Origin of the sequence: Pseudoxanthomonas sp. GW2 (assembly GCF_000283075.1) — a bacterium.
In the GTDB taxonomy this organism is placed as follows: Bacteria; Pseudomonadota; Gammaproteobacteria; order Xanthomonadales; family Xanthomonadaceae; genus Pseudoxanthomonas.
On sequence record NZ_ALIP01000083.1, the window covers coordinates 1 to 19971 of the forward strand.

Consider the following 19971-nt stretch of genomic DNA (forward strand, 5'->3'; position numbering starts at 1 on the left):
GCGCGCTCGTCGTCCACCGGCGCCTCGGGGGGAGCCGCCTCGGTGGCGTTGATGTAGGTGCGCTTCTGGCGGACCTCGACGGCGACGGTGGTCTTGCTGCGGCCGCCGCCGACGGTCAGTTCCTGCACCTTGCGCCGGGCCAGGGTGATCTTCTTCGGCGCAGCGATCTCTTCGGCCGGAGCCGCCGAGCCCTTGCCGTGGGTACGGCGCAGGAAGCCGAGCAGCTTGATCTTCTCGGCACTGGTCACGACCTGGTCGGGACCGCTGAACTTCATGCCGGCCTCGGCCAGCTGCTCCAGCAGCTTCTCGACCGGGGTGTTGACCAGCTCGGCGAGCTTGCGAATGGTGGTTTGCTGCGACATTCGGATCCTATGCTCTGTTTGGCGCCCCCTCGCCAGAAAGAGCAAGGGAAACGCGGATTCTAAGCCCTGGCGGGTGCAGGGCGGTGTTCATCGCCGGCTCATGCGCCATGCTCCGGGTGCCTGGCGGGGGCGCCGGTGGGGCGTCCCGGCCGTGCCAGCGACATGCTCATGCGCCACGCTCCAGGCGGGCGATCTCCTCGGCGCGGGCCGCCAGGATCAACGCCGCGGCGCGCTCCTCGTCCAGGCCCTCGATGCCGAACTCGACCACCTCGTCGGCGGCCAGGTCGGACAGGTCCTCGGCGGTGCGCACGCCATGGGCGGCCAGGGCGAAGGCGGTGTCCTCGTCCATGCCCTCCAGCGCCAGCAGGTCCTCGGCCGGGGCGTCCCCGGCCTCCTGCTCCTCCACCGCCAGGGCTTCGTTGAGCAGGGCGTCGCGGGCGCGGGCGCGCAGTTCCTCGACGATGTCCTCGTCGAAGCCCTCCACCGCCAGCAGCTCGCCGACCGGGACGTAGGCGATCTCCTCGACCGTGCTGAAGCCCTCTGCCACCAGGATGCCGGCGATCTCCTCGTCGACCTCCAGCTTGTCCATGAACAGCTGGCGGGCCACGGCCTGCTCGGCCTCGCTCTTGGCCTGCACCTGCTCGGCGGTCATCACGTTGAGCTGCCAGCCGGTGAGGCGGCTGGCCAGGCGCACGTTCTGGCCACCCTTGCCGATGGCCTGGGCCAGGCGGTCCTCGGCCACGGCCAGGTCCATCGAGTGCTTCTCTTCGTCGACGATGATCGACTGCACCTCGGCCGGCGCCATCGCGTTGATGACGAAGTTGGCCGGGTTCTCGTTCCACAGCACGATGTCCACGCGCTCGCCGTTGAGCTCGTTGGACACGGCCTGCACGCGCGAGCCGCGCATGCCGATGCACGCGCCGATCGGATCGGTGCGGTTGTCGTGGGCGATCACCGCGATCTTGGCGCGGTCGCCCGGGTCGCGGGCGCAGGCCTTGATCTCGACCAGGCCCTGGCCGACTTCCGGCACCTCGAGCTTGAACAGCTCGATCATGAACTCCGGCGCGGCGCGGCTGATGAACAGCTGCGGGCCGCGGGGCTCGCTGCGGACCTCGTACAGGTAGCCGCGGACGCGGTCGCCGGCGCGCAGCACGTCGCGCGGGATGCCCTTGTCCTTCGGGATGAAGCCCTCGGCGTTGCCGCCCAGGTCGACGTAGACGTTGCCGCGCTCCACGCGCTTGACCACGCCGGTCACCAGCTCGCCGACGCGGTCCTTCCAGGCGTCCACGACCTGCTGGCGCTCGGCCTCGCGCACGCGCTGCACGATCACCTGCTTGGCGGCCTGCGCGGCAATGCGGCCGAACTCGGGGTTCTCGATCTGCTCCTCGATGTAGTCGCCGACCTCGACGCCGTCGGCCTCGTCGACCGCGTCCATCAGGCGGATCTGCCGGTCCGGCGACTCCATCACCACGTCGTCGGCCACCACTTCCCAGCGGCGGAAGGTCTCGTAGCTGCCATCCTTGCGGTCGATCGAAACGCGGGTCAGCACGTCCTGGTCGACGTAGCGCTTCTTGGCGGCCGAAGCCAGGGCCGCCTCGAGCGCCTCGAAGATCACTTCGCGCGGCACGCCCTTTTCGTTGGCGACCGCGTCAACTACCAGCAGAAGTTCCTTGCTCATCTGTTTACTCCGCGTGCGGCTTGCCGGCCGCCGGCTTGTTGGAATGCTTGCCCGAATTGCCGCCCTTGCCGGGCTTCTTGCCTGGCGCCAGGCCCAGCGCCTCCCAGTCGGGCACCAGGCGGGCCTTGTCGATGTTGTCCAGCTCCACCACGAACTCCGCGCCGTCCAGGGCGAAGGCCACCTGGCCATTTTCCACCCTCAGGATCGTGCCTTGCAGCCTGCGGCGGCCTTCCTGCGGCAGCTTCAGCCCGACCTTGGCCTGCTGGCCGGCGAAACGGGCGAAATGCGCGGCGGTGAACAGCGGCCGGTCCATGCCCGGCGAGGACACCTCGAGGGTGTAGTTGCCGGAGATCGGGTCGGCCACGTCCAGCTGCGCGGACACCTCGCGGCTGACCGCCTCGCAGTCGTCGATGGTGACGGTGCGCTCCGGCTCGCCGCCTTCGGCGGCCGGCACGTCGATGTACAGGCGCAGGGTCGCGCCGCCCGGTGCCGGGAGGTATTCGACGCCCAGCAGCTCCAGCCCGAGCGACTCCACGGTCGGGGCGAGCAACTGGACGATTTCGCTGGTCTTTTCGCTCATCTTCGGCGGCAACTCCAACGCGGTGGGACGGGGCACGGCCTGCCGGCCGCATAAACGACAAGAGGCCCTTGCGGGCCTCTTGTGCTCGAGAGCCCTGTCGGGCTTCTCATCCGATGGTGCTGGAATCGGCGCAACGGCGGGAACATGCGCCGTTGCAAGCCCAGTCTTGAGGATCCCGCAGCCCTGGAAACCCAGGAACACCGCACAACCTCGAAACATGGTAGCGGGGGCAGGATTTGAACCTGCGACCTTCGGGTTATGAGCCCGACGAGCTGCCAGACTGCTCCACCCCGCATCAGAAGCGGAATTATGCCGGCTATCGCGCCTTGATGCAAGGCCCTTGCCGCATCTTCCGGAGCCTGCCCCGTGCCGGCGGCCTGCTCCCCGGAGCCGGCCGCGCGGCCGTCCCGGAACGCGGAGATTATACATGAACGAGCCGCGCGGATGGCCAGTCCGCGCACCTGGAAGACGCGGCGCGGCATCGCGCCCGCCTGCCCTGCAACGCAAAAGCCCCCGGAAAACCGGGGGCTTTTGCGTGTTCCGCGCGGAGCGGCGCGTCCTCACATGAAGGCGCGCTGGCACCACACCATGATCGGATCCCAGGCCAGGCCGAGGGCGAACAGGCCCACCGCGTTGACGCCCAGCACCACGCCAAGCACGCGGTCGTTGTGCGCCGCCAGCGGGGCGCCGGCCGGCTCGTCGAAGAACATGACCTTGATCACGCGCAGGTAGTAGTACGCGCCGACCACCGCCGCGACCACGCCGAGGATGGCCAGCCACAGCATGCCGCCCTGCAGCGCCGCGCGCAGCACGGCCAGCTTGGTCCAGAAGCCCAGCAGCGGCGGCACGCCGGCCAGCGAGGCCATCACCAGCAGCATCAGCAGCGCCATCCACGGGCTGCGCGCGGCCAGGCCCTTGAAGTCGTCGATGTTGTCCGCCTCGAAGCCCTTGCGCGACAGCGCGATGATCACGCCGAAGGCCGCGGCCGACATGATCGCGTAGCCGATGGTGTAGAACAGCGCCGCGGTGTAGCCGACCTGGTCGCCGCCGGCCAGGCCCATCAGCAGGTAGCCGATGTGCGAGACCGTCGAATAGGCCAGCATGCGCTTGATGTTGGTCTGGGCCAGCGCCATCAGGTTGCCGACCACCAGCGACACCGCCGACAGGCCGGCCAGCAGCCACTTCCATTCCGGCGCCAGCGGGCCCACGCCCATCTCCAGCAGGCGCCAGGCCATGCCGAAGGCGGCCAGCTTGGGCGCGGTGCTGACGAACAGCGCGACCGGGGCGGTGGCGCCCTGGTAGACGTCCGGCAGCCACATGTGGAACGGGGCGGCGCCCAGCTTGAAGGCCACGCCGGCGACCATGAACGCGGTGCCGGTCAGCAGCAGCGTGCGCTCGTCGCTGCCCTCGATCGAGGCGCGGATGGCGTCCAGGTGCAGGGTGCCGGTGGCGCCGTAGACCAGCGACATGCCGTACAGCAGCAGGCCGGAGGCCAGCGAGCCGAGCACGATGTACTTCATCGCCGCCTCGGTGGCGCGGCCGTTGTCGCGGTCGGCGGCGACCAGGGCGTACGAGCTCAGCGCCAGCAGCTCCAGGCCCAGGTAGACGACCACCAGGCTGCCGGCCGAGACCAGCATCATCATGCCGGCGGTGGCGAACAGCACCAGCACCGGCAGCTCGCCCTGGTACAGGTTGCGCTCGCGCAGGTAGCTCCAGCCGTAGACCAGGGTCAGGCCGCTCATCAGCACGATGGCGAGCTTCATGACGTCGGCGGCGGTGTCGCGCACGAACATGCCGGACATCACTTCGCCCTGCCCGCCCACGCCGGTGGCCAGCATCGCCAGCACCACGGCCAGCACCAGCACCGACAGGAAGTGCGTCCACACCTTGTGGCGCGCGTTGATGAACAGGTCGACGATCAACAGGGCGAAGGCACCGCCGATCAGCACCAGCTCGGGCAGCAACGGCACCAGCTCGGCGGCGGACGGCATCGCGAGGGACGTGGTCATCTTCGAAGAATCCTTACAGCTTGCTGGTGGCGATCTGGGTCGCCAGGTGCGCGATCGACGGTTCCATCAGGTCGGTCAGCGGCTTTGGCCACAGGCCGAACAGCAGGGTGCCGGCGGCGAACACGCCCAGCACCAGCACTTCGCGTGCGTTGATGTCCTTCAGCTCGGCCACGTGCGCATTGGCGACCTCGCCGAAGAACACGCGGCGGTACAGCCACAGGGTGTAGGCGGCCGCGGTGATCAGGGTCGTGGCCGCCAGCAGCGCCACCACCGGGTGCTTCTGGAAGCTGGCCAGCACCACCATGAACTCGCCGACGAAGCCGCTGGTGCCCGGCAGGCCCGCGTTGGCCATGAAGAACAGCATGGCGAAGGTGGCGAACCACGGCATCACGTTGGCCACGCCGCCGTAGTCGGCGATGCGGCGGGTGTGCATGCGGTCGTACAGCACGCCGATGCAGGAGAACATCGCGCCGGAGACGAAGCCGTGCGAGATCATCTGCATCATCGCGCCCTGCAGGCCCAGGCGGGCGGCGTCGACCGAGCCGAAGTCGCGCACCAGGGTGAAGGCGATGAAGCTGCCCAGGGTGACGAAGCCCATGTGCGCCACGGAGGAGTACGCCACCAGCTTCTTCATGTCGTCCTGGACCAGGGCGACCAGGCCGACGTAGATCACCGCGATCAGCGACAGGGCGATGATCAGCCAGGCCCACTCGTGGCCGGCGTCCGGGGTGATCGGCAGGTTGAAGCGCAGGAAACCGTAGCCGCCGATCTTCAGCGCGATCGCGGCCAGGATCACCGAACCGGCGGTCGGCGCCTCCACGTGCGCGTCCGGCAGCCAGGTGTGCACCGGGAACATCGGCACCTTCACCGCGAAGGCGATGGCGAAGGCGAAGAAGATCCAGGTCTGCTCCTTCGCGCTCAGCGGCAGCGCGTACAGGTCGGCCAGCTGGAAGCTGCCGCCCTTGATGTACAGGTAGATCAGCGCCACCAGCATCAGCACCGAGCCGAGGAAGGTGTACAGGAAGAACTTCATCGCCGCGTAGATGCGGCGCGGACCACCCCAGACGCCGATGATCAGGAACATCGGGATCAGCATGGCCTCGAAGAACACGTAGAACAGGATCGCGTCGGTGGCGGCGAAGATGCCGACCGTCACGCCCTCCAGGATCAGGAACGAGGCCACGTACTGGTTGACCCGCTTCTGGATCGACTCCCAGGCACCAATCAGCGCCAGCGGGGTGACGATGGTCGTCAGCAGGATCAGGGCGACGGCGATGCCGTCGGCGCCCAGGTTGTAGTGGATGTCGTAGGCCGGGATCCAAGCATGGCTCTCGACGAACTGCAGCCCGGGGGCGGCATAGTCGAACCCGGTCACCAGGCCCACGCTCAGGACCAGGGTCAGCAGGGCCACGCCCAGCGCGGACCAGCGTGCGGCCGCGGGCCGGTCGCCCAGCGCCAGCACCAGCGCACCGCCGATGATCGGCAGCCAGATCAGGACACTCAACAGGTGGTTCGCCACGTCGTGTTCTTCCGTGCAGTCAGTTCATTGCCAGTAACGCATGAGCACGGCCAGCAGTGCGATGAGGCCGATGATCATGGCGAAGGCATAGTGGTAGAGGTAACCGGACTGGGTGCGGCGCAGCAGCGCGGCGGCCAGGCCGATCACGCGGGCGCTGCCGTTGACGAACAGGCCGTCCACGATCTTGCTGTCGATCCAGCGCGACACGCGGCCCAGCGCCAGGCCGCCGCCGGCGAAGCCCTTGATCCACAGGTGGTCGAAGCCGTACTTCTCCTCCAGCACGCGCACCAGCGGGTGCAGCGAGCGGCGCAGGCGGCCCGGGACGTCCGGCTTCCACAGGTACAGCACCGCGGCGAGCACGAAGCCGGCGACGGTCAGCCAGAAGGCCGGCATCAGCATGCCGTGCAGCGCGTAGGCCACCGGGCCGTGCCAGTACTCGCGGCCGACCGCGGCGACGGTGTCGCGCGCCGGATCCAGGAAGTCGATCACGCCGGTGAAGAAGTTCACGGCCTGGCCCGGGACCAGCGCCTCGGCGTGGTGGCCGCGCCAGTCGGTGCCGAACAGCATCGGGCCGATGGTGAAGAAGCCGATCAGGATCGACGGGATCGCCAGCAGGACCAGCGGCACGGTCACCACCCACGGCGACTCGTGCGGCTCGTGCGCGCCGTGGTGGCCGTGGTCGTCGTGGCCATGGCCGTCGGCACGCGCGTCGTGGCCGCCCTGGGCCTCGGCGTCGGCGTGCGCGGCCGCGCCATGGGCGTGCTCGTCGTGGTGGGCGACGGCGTCGCGGAAGCGCTCCGGGCCATGGAAGGTCAGGAACAGCAGGCGGAAGCTGTAGAAGCTGGTGACGACCACGCCGCCGATCACCGCCCAGTAGCCGTAGGTGGCCACCCAGGAGCCGGCCTCGTGGGCGTGGTGCGCCGCGGCCTCGATGATGGTGTCCTTGGAGTAGAAGCCCGAGAAGAACGGGGTACCGACCAGGGCCAGGGTGCCGATCACGCTGGTCCAGTAGGTGACGGGCATGTACTTGCGCAGGCCGCCCATCTTGCGCATGTCCTGCTCGTGGTGCATGCCGATGATCACCGAGCCGGCGGCCAGGAACAGCAGCGCCTTGAAGAAGGCGTGGGTCATCAGGTGGAACACCGCCGCCGAGTAGGCCGACACGCCCAGGGCGACGGTCATGTAGCCCAGCTGCGACAGGGTCGAGTACGCGACCACGCGCTTGATGTCGTTCTGCACGATGCCGATCAGGCCGGTGAAGAACGCGGTGGTGGCGCCCACGAACAGGACGAAGTCCAGGGTCGCCTGCGACAGCTCGAACAGCGGCGACATGCGCGCCACCATGAAGATGCCGGCGGTCACCATGGTCGCGGCGTGGATCAGCGCCGAGATCGGGGTCGGGCCTTCCATCGAGTCCGGCAGCCACACGTGCAGCGGCACCTGCGCCGACTTGCCCATGGCGCCGATGAACAGGCACACGCAGATGATGGTGGCCACGCCCCAGGAATGGCCCTCGATGACCTGCACTTCCATGCCCTGCAGCATCGGCGCGCGGGCGAACACGGTGGCGTAGTCCAGGGTGCCGAACCACCACAGGATCGCGGCGATGCCCAGCAGGAAGCCGAAGTCGCCGACGCGGTTGACGATGAACGCCTTCATGTTGGCGAACACCGCGCTCGGGCGCTTGAACCAGAAGCCGATCAGCAGGTACGAGACCAGGCCCACCGCTTCCCAGCCGAAGAACAGCTGCAGGAAGTTGTTGCCCATGACCAGCATGAGCATCGAGAAGGTGAACAGCGAGATGTAGCTGAAGAAGCGCTGGTAGCCGGGGTCGTCGGCCATGTAGCCGATGGTGTACACGTGCACCAGCAGCGAGACGAAGGTGACGACCACCATCATCATCGCGGTCAGGCGGTCGACCATGAAGCCGACGTGGGCCGAGTAGCCGCCGACGTCGAAGAAGGTGTAGACGTTCTCGTTGAACGGCGCGGCGCCGCCGGCGACCAGCTGGTACAGGACCCAGCACGAGAGCGCGCAGCTGACCGCCACGCCCAGGATGGTCGCCGACTGCGCGCCCCTGCGGCCGACCTGGCGCCCGAACAGACCCGCGATGATGCTGCCCAGCAACGGGGCCAGGACGATCAGCAGCAGGTGGGTTTTGGAGATGATCATGGTTGCCGTCTAAGTTCCAGTACGTGCCGTTCGTGCCGTGATGCCGGTGGATCGAGCCGCCGGCCGCGCATGCCGCCACTTCCAATTCCGCCCGGCCTGGGCCGGGTCGGGCGCCGCCCGGGCGGCGCCCTGCGTGTGTTGCCCGCCGCGACGCGGCGTCCCTCTCCGCCCCGGGAGCGGCCAGCCTCGCGGCCCGACCGCATCCGGGACGTGCCCGCGGGCATCAGCCCTTGAGCGAATCCACCTCGCCGACGTTGATGGTGCCGCGGGTACGGAACAGCGCCACCAGGATCGCCAGGCCGATCGCCGCTTCCGCGGCCGCGACCGTCAGGATGAAGAACACGAAGAGCTGCCCCGCCGCATCGCCCAGCTCGCGCGAGAACGCGATGAAGTTGATGTTGACCGACAGCAGCATCAGCTCGATCGACATCAGCAGGACGATGATGTTCTTGCGGTTGAGGAAGATGCCCGCGAGGCTGATGCAGAACAGCACCGCGCCCAGCGCCAGCATGTGTCCGAGGGTGATCATGCCTGGCCCTCCCCTTCGGCCTTGGGTGCAAGCGGCGCCGGCTTCTCCGCCGGCATGGACACCATGCGCAGGCGGTCGGCGGCCCGGACCCGCGACTGCTCGGAGGCGTTCTGGGTCTTGATGCCGGTGCGCTTGCGCAGGGTGATCATCACCGCCGCGATCACCGCCACGGTCAGGATCACCGCGGCGAACTCGAACGGCAGGATGTACTCGGTGAACAGGGTCTCGGCCAGCCAGCGGGTGTTGGACGTCTCGGCCGCCAGCGCCGCGGCGTTGTCCGCCGGGAACGGGCTGGCCGAGCGGGCCTTGACGCCGATCAGCGCCAGCACCTGCACCAGCATCACCACCGCGACCACCAGGCCGACCGGCAGGAACCGGACCCAGCCCTCCCGGATCGCGGCGACGTCGATGTCCAGCATCATCACCACGAACAGGAACAGCACCATCACCGCGCCGACGTACACCAGGATCAGGGCCACGCCGAGGAACTCGGCACCGACCAGCAGCCAGGTGCAGGCCACGGAGAAGAAGGTGAGGATCAGGCACAGCACCGCGTTGACCGGGTTGCGCACGCTGATCACGGCGCCGGCCGAGGCCACGGCCACGGCGGCGAAGGCATAGAAAGCGATCTTGATCCAGTCCATCGTGGCCTCAGCGGTAGGCGGCGTCGGCGGCGCGACGCTCGGCGATCTCCGCCTCGAGGCGGTCGCCGATGGCGAGCAGCTGCGGCTTGGTGACGATGTTCTCGCCGCGCTTCTCGAAGTGGTATTCCATCACGTGCGTCTCCACGATCGAATCCACCGGGCAGCTTTCCTCGCAGAAGCCGCAGTAGATGCACTTGAACAGGTCGATGTCGTAGCGCGCGGTGCGGCGGGTGCCGTCCTCGCGCCGCGCGGAGTCGATGGTGATGGCCAGCGCCGGGCACACCGCCTCGCACAGCTTGCAGGCGATGCAGCGCTCCTCGCCGTTCGGGTAGCGGCGCAGCGCGTGCAGGCCGCGGAAGCGCGGCGACTGCGGGAACTTCTCCATCGGGTACATCATCGTGTACTTGGGACGGAACAGGTACCGCAGGGTCAGCCCCAGGCCCTGGATCAGCTCCAGCAGCAGCAGGCTCTTGAAGTAGTGGACGACTTTGTTCATCGGATCAGGCGCCCTTCTCGAACACGCCAAAGAACACCAGCAGAGCGGTCACCGCGATCCAGAAGATCGTCAACGGGATGAAGACCTTCCAGCCCAGACGCATGATCTGGTCGTAGCGGTAGCGCGGGAAGCTGGCGCGGAACCAGATGTATGCGCTGGCGAAGAACACCACCTTGGCCAGCAGCCACGGCCAGCCGCCCTTCCAGACCCAGTCGATCCACGGCGAAACGTCCGCCGTGACCCAGCCCTGGATCGGGCTCAGCCAGCCGCCGAGGAAGAAGATCGAGATCAGGAAGCTGACCAGGATCATGTTGGCGTACTCGGCCAGGAAGAACAGCGCGAACGCCGAACCGGAGTACTCCACCATGTGGCCGGCCACGATCTCCGACTCGCCCTCGACCACGTCGAACGGCGCGCGGTTGGTCTCGGCCACGCCGGACACCCAGTACACGACGAACAGCGGCAGCAGCGGCAGCCAGAACCACTCGAAGAAGCCGGCGTTGCCCGACTGCGCCATGACGATGTCGGTCAGGTTGAGGCTGCCGGCGGCGATCAGCACGCCCACCAGGGCGAAGCCCATGGCGATCTCGTAGCTGACCACCTGGGCGGCCGAGCGCATCGCGCCGAGGAAGGCGTACTTCGAGTTGGAGGCCCAGCCGGCGATGATGATGCCGTACACGCCCATCGAGGTCATCGCCAGCAGGTACAGCAGGCCGGCGTTGGCGTTGGACAGGACCAGCTGGTAGTCGAACGGCACCACCGCCCAGGCGGCGAAGGCCGGCGCCAGTACGATCAACGGCGCGATGACGTACATCACCTTGTGCGCGTTGGCCGGACGGATGACCTCCTTGAACAGCAGCTTGAAGACGTCCGCGAACGCCTGGAAGATGCCCATGCCCACGTACATGGGCCCGTGGCGCACGTGCATCCAGCCGATGAGCTTGCGCTCCCAGACCACGTAGAACGCCACGGCGATGATCACCGGCATGGCGATGGTCAGGACCTTCAGCACGATCCACAGCGCCGGGCCCAGTTCGCCCAGGCCGTAGAACCACTCGCGCAGCGGACCGACCGCGTTGATCAGCAGCTCGTTCATGCCTTCACCACCTCGACCCGGCCAGCGCCCAGCGGCGCGGTGGCGCCGTGGCCACCTTCAATCCATGCCGCACCCGCGGCCACCCGCGCATCGACCACGGCCGGCAGGGTGGCCGTGCCATGCGCGCCCTTGACCTTGACCACCGCGCCGGACTCGATGCCGGCGGCGTCCGCCGGGTTGAGCACGATGCGCGGGGCGACGTTGAGCGGATGCGCCTGCAGCGCGGCCGCGCGGCGCACCACCGCGTCGGTGCGGTAGATCGCCGGGACCAGGGCCAGCTCCAGGGCGCCCTCGCCCGCCGCGCCGGCCGAGCCGGCGCGCACCTGCACCTGGCGGCCGCCTTCCAGCATCGCGCGTGCGCCGACCAGGTCGGTGAACTCGAAGCCGGCCAGCCCCAGCTCGCCGCCGAGCGCGCGCAGCACGCGCCAGCCCTCGCGGGCCTGGCCCGGCAGGCGGCCGGCCGCGTGCGCGGACTGCTCGACGCCGTTGAGGTTGGTCAGCGTGGCCTCGATCTCCGGCAGCAGGCCGATCGGCAGGATCACGTCGGCCACCGCGCGGGTGGATTCGCAGGCGAAGTGGCTGAAGGCCACGACCTTTGCAGCGTTCAGCGCCTTCAGCCCGGAGGCGGTGTCGGCGAAGTCCAGGCCCGGCTCGATGCCGTACAGCACGTAGGCGCGGCGCGGCTCGGCGAACATGCCGGCGACGTCGCGGGCGGCCGGCAGCACGCCGGCGCGGGCCAGGCCCACGGCGTTGGCGCCCTGCGGGATGCGGCACAGCGCCGCGCCGGTGGCGGCGGCGAAGTCGCGCGCGGCGGCGCGGATCGCGGCGGCCTGCGGGTGGTTCTCGGCGATGGCGCCGACGATCACCACCGGGCGGGTCGCGCCCTGCAGCGCGCCGCGCAGCTCGGCCCCGCCCAGCACCTCGGCGATGCGCGACGGCGGCACGATGTGCTTGCCGGCGGCGGCGAAGGTGAAGTCGAAGTCGACCGGGTTGACCACGTGGATGCGCGCACCGCGCTTGGTCTGCGCCTTGCGCAGGCGGGCGTGCAGCAGCGGCAGCTCGTGGCGGATGTTGGAACCGACCACGACGACCACGTCGGCCTGCTCGATCTCGGCGACCGGCAGGGCGAACGGCTCGGCGACCGCGGCGTCGGAGAAGTCGCGGTTGGCGATGCGGTGGTCGATGTTGGCGGTGCCCAGGCCGGCCGCCAGCGCGGCCAGCAGGCCGCCCTCCTCGTTCGAGGTCGCCGGGTGCACCAGCACGCCCAGGTCGTCGCCCTTGTTCTCGCGCAGGATCGCGGCGGCGGCGGACAGGGCCTCGGCCCAGGTCGCCTCCTTCCACTCCCCGCCCTGCTTGACCAGCGGCACGGTGGCGCGGTCGGCGGCGTTCAGGCCCTGGTGCGAATAGCGGTCGCGGTCGGACAGCCAGCACTCGTTGACCAGCTCGTTCTCGCGCGGCACGGCGCGCAGCACCTCGCCGCGGCGGCTGTGCAGGAACAGGTTCGAGCCCAGCGCGTCGTGGTAGCCCAGCGACTCCTTGGCGATCAGCTCCCACGGACGGGCGCGGAACTGGAACACCTTGTTGGTCAGCGCGCCGACCGGGCACACGTCGATGACGTTGCCGGACAGCTCGGTGGTCAGCGGCTTGCCGTCGTAGGTGCCGATCTGCAGGTTCTCGCCGCGGTACATGCCGCCCAGCTCGTACGTACCGGCGATCTCGCCGGTGAAGCGCACGCAGCGGGTGCACTGGATGCAGCGGGTCATCTCGGTGGCGACCAGCGGGCCGATGTCCTCGTCCGGCACCACGCGCTTGCGCTCGACGAAACGGCTGACCGAGCGGCCATAGCCCAGCGACAGGTCCTGCAGCTCGCACTCGCCGCCCTGGTCGCAGACCGGGCAGTCCAGCGGGTGGTTGATCAGCAGGAACTCCAGCACGTTGCGCTGCGACTTGAGGGCCTTCTCGTTGCGGGTGAAGACCTTCATGCCGTCCATCACCGGTGTGGCGCAGGCCGGCGACGGCTTCGGCGCGGCGCGGCCGCCGATCTCGGTGTCGACCAGGCACATGCGGCAGTTGGCGGCGATGGCCAGCTTGTCGTGGTAGCAGAAACGCGGGATCGGGATGCCGGCCTTGTCGGCAACCTGGATGATCATCGACCCCTTGGGCGCGGCCAGCTCGACGCCGTCGATGAAGACGGTGACGTGGTCCGGCGGAAGGTTCGGGTTGACGGGCTGCGCACTCACGCGGCCACCTCCACGTTGGAGCGGACGACCGTGCCGTTGCGCTCGTCGTCGACGAGGAAGCGCTTGTTCACGATCGCGTATTCGAATTCATGCCAGAAGTGGCGCAGGAAGCCCTGCACCGGCCACGCGGCGGCCTCGCCGAACGCGCAGATGGTGTGGCCCTCGATCTGCCCCGCCGCGGTGCGCAGCATGTGCAGGTCGTCCAGCGTCGCCTCCAGGTTGGCGATGCGGGTCAGCATGCGGTACATCCAGCCGGTGCCCTCGCGGCACGGCGTGCACTGGCCGCAGCTCTCCTTGTAGTAGAAGCGGGCGATGCGCTGGCAGGCGCGCACCATGCAGGTGGTGTGGTCCATGACGATGACCGCGCCCGAACCCAGGCCGGAACCGGCCTTCTGGATCGAGTCGTAGTCCATGGTCAGGCCCATCATCACCTCGCCCGGCAACACCGGCATCGACGAGCCGCCCGGGATCACCGCCTTGATGCGGTTGCCGTTGCGGATGCCGCCGGCCATCTCCAGCAGCTCGGTGAACGGGGTGCCGAGGCGGATCTCGTAGTTGCCCGGGCGCGCGACGTGGCCGGAGACCGAGAAGATCTTGCAGCCGCCGTTGTTCGGCTTGCCCAGGCCCATGAACCACTCCGGGCCGTTGCGGATGATCGCCGGCACCGAGGCGTAGGTCTCGGTGTTGTTGATCGTGGTCGGCTTGCCGTACAGGCCGAAGTTGGCCGGGAACGGCGGCTTGAAGCGCGGCTGGCCCTTCTTGCCCTCCAGCGACTCCATCAGCGCGGTTTCCTCGCCGCAGATGTAGGCGCCGGCGCCGAGGGCGTTGTAGATGTCGATGTCCACGCCCGAGCCGAGGATGTCCTTGCCCAGCCAGCCGTGCTTGTAGGCCTCGGCCAGGGCTTCCTCAAGGTGCTCGAACGGCTCGTGGTGGAACTCGCCGCGCAGGTAGTTGTAGCCCACGGTCGCGCCGGTCGCGTAGCAGGCGATGGCCATGCCCTCGATCACCGCGTGCGGGTTGAAGCGCAGGATGTCGCGGTCCTTGCAGGTGCCCGGCTCGGACTCGTCCGAGTTGCAGAGGATGTACTTCTGCATGTCGCCCTTGGGCATGAAGCTCCACTTCAGGCCGGTCGGGAAGCCAGCGCCGCCGCGGCCGCGCAGGCCGGACTGCTTGACCATCTCGATGATGTCGGCCGGCGGGATCTTCTCGGTCAGGATCTTGCGCAGCGCCTGGTAGCCGCCGGTCTTGAGGTAGTTCTCGTACGACCAGGGCTTGTCGAAGTGCAGCGTCGTGTAGACCGCCTGGTGCTCCTTCGGCGCGGGGCCGACCGGGCCGTAGCCCTCGGAAATCTTCGGGTGATGTGCCATCTGCGCCGGCCTCACTTCAGTCCGTCGAGCAGCTCGTCCACCTTCTCGGGGGTGAGCTTCTCGTGGTAATGGCCGTTGATCACGACCACCGGGGCGCCGCAGCACGCGGCCACGCACTCTTCCTCGCGCTTGAGGTAGACGCGGCCGTCGGCGGTGGATTCGCCCAGCTTGCAGCCCAGCTTCTTCTCGGCGTGCTCGACCAGCTCCTGCGCGCCGTTGAGCCAGCAGCTGATGTTGGTGCAGAACGCAACGTTGTTGCGGCCCACCGGCTGGGTCTCGAACATCGAGTAGAAGGTGGCGACCTCGTAGGCCCACACCGGCGGGATGTCCAGGTACTTGGCGACGGCGGCGATCAGTTCGTCGCTCAGCCAGCCCCCGTTCTGTTCCTGGGCCGCGTGCAGGCCCTGCAGCACCGCCGACCGCTTGCGGTCCGGCGGGAACTTGGTCAGCCAGTGGTCGATGTGCGCGCGCGTCGCGTCGCTCAGCACGACCATCGGGTCGACGTTGCGCGCGTTCTCGAAATTACCGGTGGCCTTCATCGATCCACCTCACCAAACACAAGGTCATAAGTACCGATCATGGCCACGACGTCGGCCAGCATGTGGCCGCGCACGATCTCGTCCATGGACGACAGGTGCGCGAAGCCCGGGGCGCGCAGGTGCACGCGGAACGGCTTGTTGGCGCCGTCGGAGACCAGGTAGCAGCCGAACTCGCCCTTCGGCGCCTCGACCGCGGCGTAGGTCTCGCCGGCCGGCACGCAGTAGCCCTCGGAGAACAGCTTGAAGTGGTGGATCAGGGCTTCCATGTCGTCCTTCATCTCCTCCCGCTTGGGAGGGGCGACCTTGTAGTTCCTGACCATCACCGGGCCCGGGTTTTCCTTCAGCCACTTCACGCACTGGGCGATGATGCGGTTGGACTGGCGCATCTCGGCGATGCGGACCAGGTAGCGGTCGTAGCAGTCGCCGTTGACGCCCACCGGGATGTCGAAGTCCACCGCGTCGTACTTGGCGTACGGCTGCTTCTTGCGCAGGTCCCAGGCGATGCCCGAGCCGCGCAGCATCACGCCGGTCATGCCCCAGGCATAGGCCTGCTCCGGGGTGACCACGCCGATGCCGACGGTACGCTGCTTCCAGATGCGGTTGTCGGTCAGCAGCGTCTCGTACTCGTCGACGCGCTTGGGGAACTCGCGGGTGAAGTGCTCGAGGTAGTCCAGGAGCGAACCCTCGCGGGCCTCGTTGAAGCGCTTGAGCTTGGCGCCCTTGTGCCAGGGCGACTCCTTGTACTTCGGCATCCGGTCCGGTAGGTCGCGGTAGACGCCGCCGGGACGGTAGTAGGCCGCGTGCATGCGCGCGCCGCTGACCGCCTCGTAGACGTCCATCAGCTCCTCGCGCTCGCGGAACGCGTACAGGAACACCGCCATCGCGCCCAGGTCCAGCGCGTTGGAGCCGACCCACATCAGGTGGTTCAGGATGCGGGTGATCTCGTCGAACATCGTGCGGATGTACTGGGCGCGCTCGGGCGCCTCGATCCCCAGCAGGGTCTCGATCGCGCGCACGTAGGCGTGCTCGTTGCACATCATCGACACGTAGTCCAGCCGGTCCATGTACGGGATCGACTGGTTGAACGGCTTGGACTCGGCCAGCTTCTCGGTGCCGCGGTGGAGCAGGCCCACGTGCGGGTCGGCGCGGACGATGGTCTCGCCGTCCATTTCCAGGATCAGGCGCAGCACGCCGTGCGCGGCCGGGTGCTGCGGGCCGAAGTTCATCGTGTAGTTGCGGATCTCCTGCCGCAGCGCGGAGGAGTCGCCGGCCGGCGCCTGGCCGGGCTGGCTGTGGCTGTCGGTAAGCATCTGGGCGCTCACTTGGCGGCCTCCCGTTGTGCGGCCTCGCCTGCGGCGGTCTGGTAGCGGGCGTCGTCGCGGATCACGCGCGGCACGCCGACGCGCGGCTCGACCGAGGTCACCGGCTCGTAGACCACGCGCTTGCGCTGCTCGTCGTAGCGGACCTCGACGTTGCCGATCAGCGGGAAGTCCTTGCGGAACGGATGGCCGACGAAACCGTAGTCCGTCATGATCCGGCGCAGGTCCGGATGGCCTTCGAAGACGATGCCGTACAGGTCGAACGCCTCGCGCTCGAACCAGTTGGCGCCGCGCCACACCGGGGTCAGCGACGGCACCACCGGCAGCGAGTCGTCCTCGGCGAAGCAGCGCACGCGCAGGCGGCAGTTGTTGGCGTAGGACAGCAGGTGGGCGACCGCGGCGAAGCGGCGCTCCGGCACCAGCACCGGCAGCGAGCCGGCCGGGCCCTGCTCCATGGGCTTCTCGCCCCAGCCGAAGCGGCCCGGGCCCTTGCCCTCGACGCCGCGGCTGAAGCCGGTGGAGGACACGTCCTCGGTATCCCACTCGTCGCTGCCGTAGCCCATGTAGTCGACGCCACACAGGTCGGTGAGCTGCTCGAAGCCGAACTCGTCGCGCAGGGCGTGGCAGGTGGCCAGCAGGTCCTGGGCGGAAACCTCGAGGGTGACTTCACCACGGGGCTCGGCCACGGTGACCGTGGCGCCGGGGAATCGGTCGCGCAGTCGCTGGGCGAAGGTGGCAGCTGGCTCGGCCATGGGGCTTGGCGTTTCCGTCGTTCGTGCGCGCCGGGGCGCGCGGTGGATCAGGTAGGAGGGTCAGCGGGCGATGGTGTTGTTCTTGTTCGCCGCCACCGTCTGGGTGCGCCAGATCTTCTTCTGCAGCTGCAGGATGCCGTAGACCAGCGCCTCGGCGGTCGGCGGGCAGCCGGGCACGTAGATGTCCACCGGCACGATGCGGTCGCAGCCGCGCACCACGGAGTAGGAGTAGTGGTAGTAGCCGCCGCCGTTGGCGCAGCTGCCCATGGAGATGACCCACTTCGGGTCGGGCATCTGGTCGTAGACCTTGCGCAGCGCCGGGGCCATCTTGTTGACCAGGGTGCCGGCCACGATCATCACGTCGGACTGGCGCGGCGACGGGCGGAACACCACGCCGTAACGGTCCAGGTCCAGGCGCGCGGCGCCGGCGTGCATCATCTCGACCGCGCAGCAGGCCAGGCCGAAGGTCATCGGCCACATCGAGCCGGTGCGGGCCCAGTTGACCAGGGCGTCGACGCTGGTGGTGACGTAGCCCTTCTCCAGCAGCGGGTTCTCGCCGGCGGGCCGCAGGATGTCCTCGACCCGGCCCTCGGGCATCGGGTTGGTCATCAGGCGGTCGATGGTTTGGATCACTCCCATTCGAGCGCTCCCTTCTTCCAGACGTAGACGAAGCCGAGGAAGAGCATCCCCACGAACAGGGCCATGGTGACCAGCGCGCGCGGCCCCAGGTCCTGGAACACGAGGGTCCACGGCACGATGAAGATGATTTCCAGGTCGAAGACGATGAACTGGATCGCGATGAGGTAGTAGCGCACGTCGAACTTCATGCGCGCGTCCTCGAAGGCCTCGAAGCCGCACTCGTACGGCGACAGCTTCTCGGCGTCCGGACGGCGCGGTCCGAGCACGCGGCCAACGATGATCAGCGCGATGCCGATCCCGGTGGCCACGATCAGGAACAGCAGGGTCGGCAGGTATTGGGCCAGCACGTGTGGTTCTCTCTTGCCTCTGCCCTGGAGCGGGCTTGGGTGGGCGGTGGCGGCCGCGTCAGCGGCTCCCCTCGCCTGTCCTGCCGCGGCCTGGCCGCGGAACTTGCCAATGCGCCGCGCGGCACGGGAGACCCCGGCCGCGCGGTTGTGCATAGCAGCGGGATTGTAGCGTCCGCGGCGATAAGGGTAAACGCTTTGGACGTTTGTCGCCGCCTCCGCAACTTTCCCGCGGAAACAAAGAAGCCCGCCGAAGCGGGCCGTCTTCGCCCGGCGCACGCGCCGGGACCATGTAGTTGGTGCCCAAGAGGGGACTCGAACCCCTACGACTCTCGTCGCTACCACCTCAAGGTAGTGCGTCTACCAATTCCGCCACCTGGGCCTGAAACCTTCACCGCGCCGCCTGGCGCGGTGGCGCATTGTACGCGTTACTGCTGCGGCTGCGTAGCCGTTCCGGCGGCATTTTCTTCCTGCGCCGGGGCCGGGACCTCGCCCGCCGCCGGCGTGGCGGCCGGGACCTCGGAAGCAGCCGGCGGGGCCGGCAGCTCGCCCGGGGCCGCGACGGGCGCCGCCGGGACTTCGAGCCGGCCCATCACGCCCAGGTCCTGCTGCACCACCGGGCGGGCGCTGTGGGTGGCGTACCAGGCCATGAACAGGCTGATGCCGAAGAACACCACGGCCAGCCACTTGGTGCTCTTGGACAGGAAGTTGGACGCGCCGCGCGCGCCGAACACGGTGCCGGAGGCGCCCGCGCCGAAGCCGGAGCCGGCGGCCGCGCCGGCGCCGCGCTGCAGCAGGATCAGCACGATCATGGCGATCGCCACCAGCACGTACACCACGTTGAGGATCAGCATCAGCATTGTCAGGGTCTCGCTTACCGCGCCGCCGCAGCGGCCCGGGCAATGGCCAGGAAATCGGCGGCCACCAGGGAGGCGCCGCCGATCAGCCCGCCGTCCACGTCCGGCTGCGCGCACAGCGCGCCGGCGTTGTCGGGCTTCACGCTGCCCCCGTACAGGATGGGCAGCGAATCGGCGATTCTAGCATCGTGCGCGGCGATCTGGCGACGGATGAAGGCGTGCATCTCCTGGGCCTGCTCCGGGCTGGCGGTGCGGCCGGTGCCGATCGCCCAGCACGGCTCGTAGGCGACCACCGCCGATTCGAAGCCCCCCACCCCGACCAGGTCCAGCACAGGCTGCAGCTGGGCGGCGATGACGTCCTGGGCGCGGCCGGCCTCGCGGTCCTCCAGGTGCTCGCCCATGCACAGCACCGGCACCAGCCCGGCCTGCAGGCAGGCCTGGAACTTGCGCGCGACCAGCTCGCTGCTCTCGGCGTGGTAGCGGCGGCGCTCGGAATGGCCGCACAGCGCGTAGCGGGCGCCCACGTCGGCCACCATCCGCGCCGAGACCTCGCCAGTGTAGGCGCCTTCCATGTTGGGGCTCACGTCCTGGGCGCCGAACACCAGGGCCGAGCCCTCGAAGTCCTCGATCAGGTCGCCCAGGTAGGGCATCGGCGGCATGACCACCAGTTCCACGCCCGGGACCGGGGCCTGCGCGGCGACCTCGGCCACCAGCGAGGTCGCGAAGTCCCGCGTTCCATAGAGCTTCCAGTTGCCGGCGACGATCCTGCGACGCATGCCTGCTCCCGAATCAGCGGTTGGGGCGCGGAAGAATACCCTGCGGTACGGAA

19 protein-coding genes and 2 tRNA genes are annotated in these 19971 nt (G+C 68.8%); all 21 read right to left on the minus strand.

The features are described 5' to 3' along the window. The coding region (locus B351_RS16285) for a translation initiation factor IF-2 associated domain-containing protein (protein ID WP_039730944.1) at positions 1-362 on the minus strand (362 nt) is incomplete at its 3' end. 166 nt (positions 363-528) lie between these two features. Beyond that, positions 529-2040 (minus strand): transcription termination factor NusA, encoded by a 1512-nt coding sequence (nusA, locus tag B351_RS0105555; RefSeq protein WP_019398054.1) that lies wholly within the window; start codon positions 2038-2040, stop codon positions 529-531. A 4-nt stretch (positions 2041-2044) separates the two neighbouring features. Continuing rightward, entirely contained in the window at positions 2045-2620 is a 576-nt protein-coding gene (gene rimP, locus B351_RS0105560) for a ribosome maturation factor RimP (protein WP_019398055.1), read from the minus strand. A gap of 218 nt (positions 2621-2838) precedes the next feature. Continuing rightward, a tRNA-Met gene (locus B351_RS0105565) sits at positions 2839-2915 on the minus strand. A 265-nt stretch (positions 2916-3180) separates the two neighbouring features. Further along, positions 3181-4629 carry an NADH-quinone oxidoreductase subunit NuoN gene (nuoN, locus tag B351_RS0105570; protein WP_026010401.1) on the minus strand — a complete coding sequence of 483 codons (1449 nt, stop codon included), beginning with the start codon at positions 4627-4629 and terminating at the stop codon, positions 3181-3183. Positions 4630-4642: 13 nt separating this feature from the next. Further along, positions 4643-6148: an NADH-quinone oxidoreductase subunit M gene (locus tag B351_RS0105575; protein WP_019398057.1), complete on the minus strand. Its 1506-nt coding sequence runs from the start codon at positions 6146-6148 to the stop codon at positions 4643-4645. Between the two features lie 24 nt (positions 6149-6172). After that, positions 6173-8320 (minus strand): NADH-quinone oxidoreductase subunit L, encoded by a 2148-nt coding sequence (nuoL, locus tag B351_RS0105580; RefSeq protein WP_019398058.1) that lies wholly within the window; start codon positions 8318-8320, stop codon positions 6173-6175. A gap of 223 nt (positions 8321-8543) precedes the next feature. Further along, a complete protein-coding gene (nuoK, locus tag B351_RS0105585) occupies positions 8544-8849 on the minus strand; it encodes an NADH-quinone oxidoreductase subunit NuoK (protein ID WP_019398059.1) in 306 nt (101 codons plus the stop codon). Further along, positions 8846-9493, minus strand: coding sequence for an NADH-quinone oxidoreductase subunit J (locus B351_RS0105590; protein WP_019398060.1), 648 nt, complete (start codon positions 9491-9493; stop codon positions 8846-8848). The genes nuoK and B351_RS0105590 overlap by 4 nt, the downstream gene beginning before the upstream one ends. Before the next feature lie 7 nt (positions 9494-9500). Further along, positions 9501-9989, minus strand: coding sequence for an NADH-quinone oxidoreductase subunit NuoI (gene nuoI / locus B351_RS0105595; protein ID WP_019398061.1), 489 nt, complete (start codon positions 9987-9989; stop codon positions 9501-9503). A gap of 4 nt (positions 9990-9993) precedes the next feature. Next, positions 9994-11085, minus strand: coding sequence for an NADH-quinone oxidoreductase subunit NuoH (nuoH, locus tag B351_RS0105600; protein WP_019398062.1), 1092 nt, complete (start codon positions 11083-11085; stop codon positions 9994-9996). After that, complete coding sequence (nuoG, locus tag B351_RS0105605; protein ID WP_019398063.1) at positions 11082-13325, minus strand: NADH-quinone oxidoreductase subunit NuoG; 2244 nt, start codon at positions 13323-13325, stop codon at positions 11082-11084. The genes nuoH and nuoG overlap by 4 nt, the downstream gene beginning before the upstream one ends. Then, positions 13322-14692, minus strand: a complete 1371-nt coding sequence (gene nuoF, locus B351_RS0105610) for an NADH-quinone oxidoreductase subunit NuoF (RefSeq protein ID WP_019398064.1) — start codon at positions 14690-14692, stop codon at positions 13322-13324. Before nuoF ends, nuoG begins: the two co-directional genes overlap by 4 nt. Positions 14693-14703: 11 nt before the next feature. Next, a complete protein-coding gene (nuoE, locus tag B351_RS0105615) occupies positions 14704-15231 on the minus strand; it encodes an NADH-quinone oxidoreductase subunit NuoE (protein ID WP_019398065.1) in 528 nt (175 codons plus the stop codon). Then, the gene (locus B351_RS0105620; protein WP_050992146.1) at positions 15228-16541 is read right to left on the minus strand and encodes an NADH-quinone oxidoreductase subunit D; all 1314 of its coding nucleotides are present in this window, start codon (positions 16539-16541) and stop codon (positions 15228-15230) included. The genes nuoE and B351_RS0105620 overlap by 4 nt, the downstream gene beginning before the upstream one ends. 8 nt (positions 16542-16549) lie before the next feature. Continuing rightward, positions 16550-17302 (minus strand): NADH-quinone oxidoreductase subunit C, encoded by a 753-nt coding sequence (locus B351_RS0105625; RefSeq protein WP_019398067.1) that lies wholly within the window; start codon positions 17300-17302, stop codon positions 16550-16552. 60 nt (positions 17303-17362) lie between these two features. Further along, positions 17363-17941, minus strand: coding sequence for an NADH-quinone oxidoreductase subunit B family protein (locus B351_RS0105630; protein ID WP_026010402.1), 579 nt, complete (start codon positions 17939-17941; stop codon positions 17363-17365). Further along, a complete protein-coding gene (locus tag B351_RS0105635) occupies positions 17932-18288 on the minus strand; it encodes an NADH-quinone oxidoreductase subunit A (protein ID WP_019398069.1) in 357 nt (118 codons plus the stop codon). Before B351_RS0105635 ends, B351_RS0105630 begins: the two co-directional genes overlap by 10 nt. 294 nt (positions 18289-18582) lie before the next feature. Further along, a tRNA-Leu gene (locus tag B351_RS0105640) sits at positions 18583-18667 on the minus strand. Between the two features lie 46 nt (positions 18668-18713). Beyond that, positions 18714-19145 carry a preprotein translocase subunit SecG gene (gene secG, locus B351_RS0105645; RefSeq protein WP_039730947.1) on the minus strand — a complete coding sequence of 144 codons (432 nt, stop codon included), beginning with the start codon at positions 19143-19145 and terminating at the stop codon, positions 18714-18716. Between the two features lie 14 nt (positions 19146-19159). Beyond that, complete coding sequence (gene tpiA, locus B351_RS0105650; RefSeq protein ID WP_019398071.1) at positions 19160-19918, minus strand: triose-phosphate isomerase; 759 nt, start codon at positions 19916-19918, stop codon at positions 19160-19162. Positions 19919-19971 lie beyond the last annotated feature (53 nt).

Excerpts from the sequence above, each read along its gene's own strand:
- nuoI (WP_019398061.1), bottom strand. The coding sequence starts at position 9,989 with ATGAACAAAGTCGTCCACTACTTCAAGAGCCTGCTGCTGCTGGAGCTG.
- nuoE (WP_019398065.1), bottom strand. The coding sequence starts at position 15,231 with ATGAAGGCCACCGGTAATTTCGAGAACGCGCGCAACGTCGACCCGATG.
- secG (WP_039730947.1), bottom strand. The coding sequence starts at position 19,145 with ATGCTGATGCTGATCCTCAACGTGGTGTACGTGCTGGTGGCGATCGCC.
- nuoF (WP_019398064.1), bottom strand. The coding sequence starts at position 14,692 with ATGGCACATCACCCGAAGATTTCCGAGGGCTACGGCCCGGTCGGCCCC.
- B351_RS0105590 (WP_019398060.1), bottom strand. The coding sequence starts at position 9,493 with ATGGACTGGATCAAGATCGCTTTCTATGCCTTCGCCGCCGTGGCCGTG.
- B351_RS0105630 (WP_026010402.1), bottom strand. The coding sequence starts at position 17,941 with ATGGGAGTGATCCAAACCATCGACCGCCTGATGACCAACCCGATGCCC.
- nusA (WP_019398054.1), bottom strand. The coding sequence starts at position 2,040 with ATGAGCAAGGAACTTCTGCTGGTAGTTGACGCGGTCGCCAACGAAAAG.
- tpiA (WP_019398071.1), bottom strand. The coding sequence starts at position 19,918 with ATGCGTCGCAGGATCGTCGCCGGCAACTGGAAGCTCTATGGAACGCGG.
- rimP (WP_019398055.1), bottom strand. The coding sequence starts at position 2,620 with ATGAGCGAAAAGACCAGCGAAATCGTCCAGTTGCTCGCCCCGACCGTG.
- B351_RS0105620 (WP_050992146.1), bottom strand. The coding sequence starts at position 16,541 with ATGCTTACCGACAGCCACAGCCAGCCCGGCCAGGCGCCGGCCGGCGAC.
- nuoN (WP_026010401.1), bottom strand. The coding sequence starts at position 4,629 with ATGACCACGTCCCTCGCGATGCCGTCCGCCGCCGAGCTGGTGCCGTTG.
- nuoL (WP_019398058.1), bottom strand. The coding sequence starts at position 8,320 with ATGATCATCTCCAAAACCCACCTGCTGCTGATCGTCCTGGCCCCGTTG.
- nuoK (WP_019398059.1), bottom strand. The coding sequence starts at position 8,849 with ATGATCACCCTCGGACACATGCTGGCGCTGGGCGCGGTGCTGTTCTGC.
- nuoH (WP_019398062.1), bottom strand. The coding sequence starts at position 11,085 with ATGAACGAGCTGCTGATCAACGCGGTCGGTCCGCTGCGCGAGTGGTTC.
- B351_RS0105625 (WP_019398067.1), bottom strand. The coding sequence starts at position 17,302 with ATGGCCGAGCCAGCTGCCACCTTCGCCCAGCGACTGCGCGACCGATTC.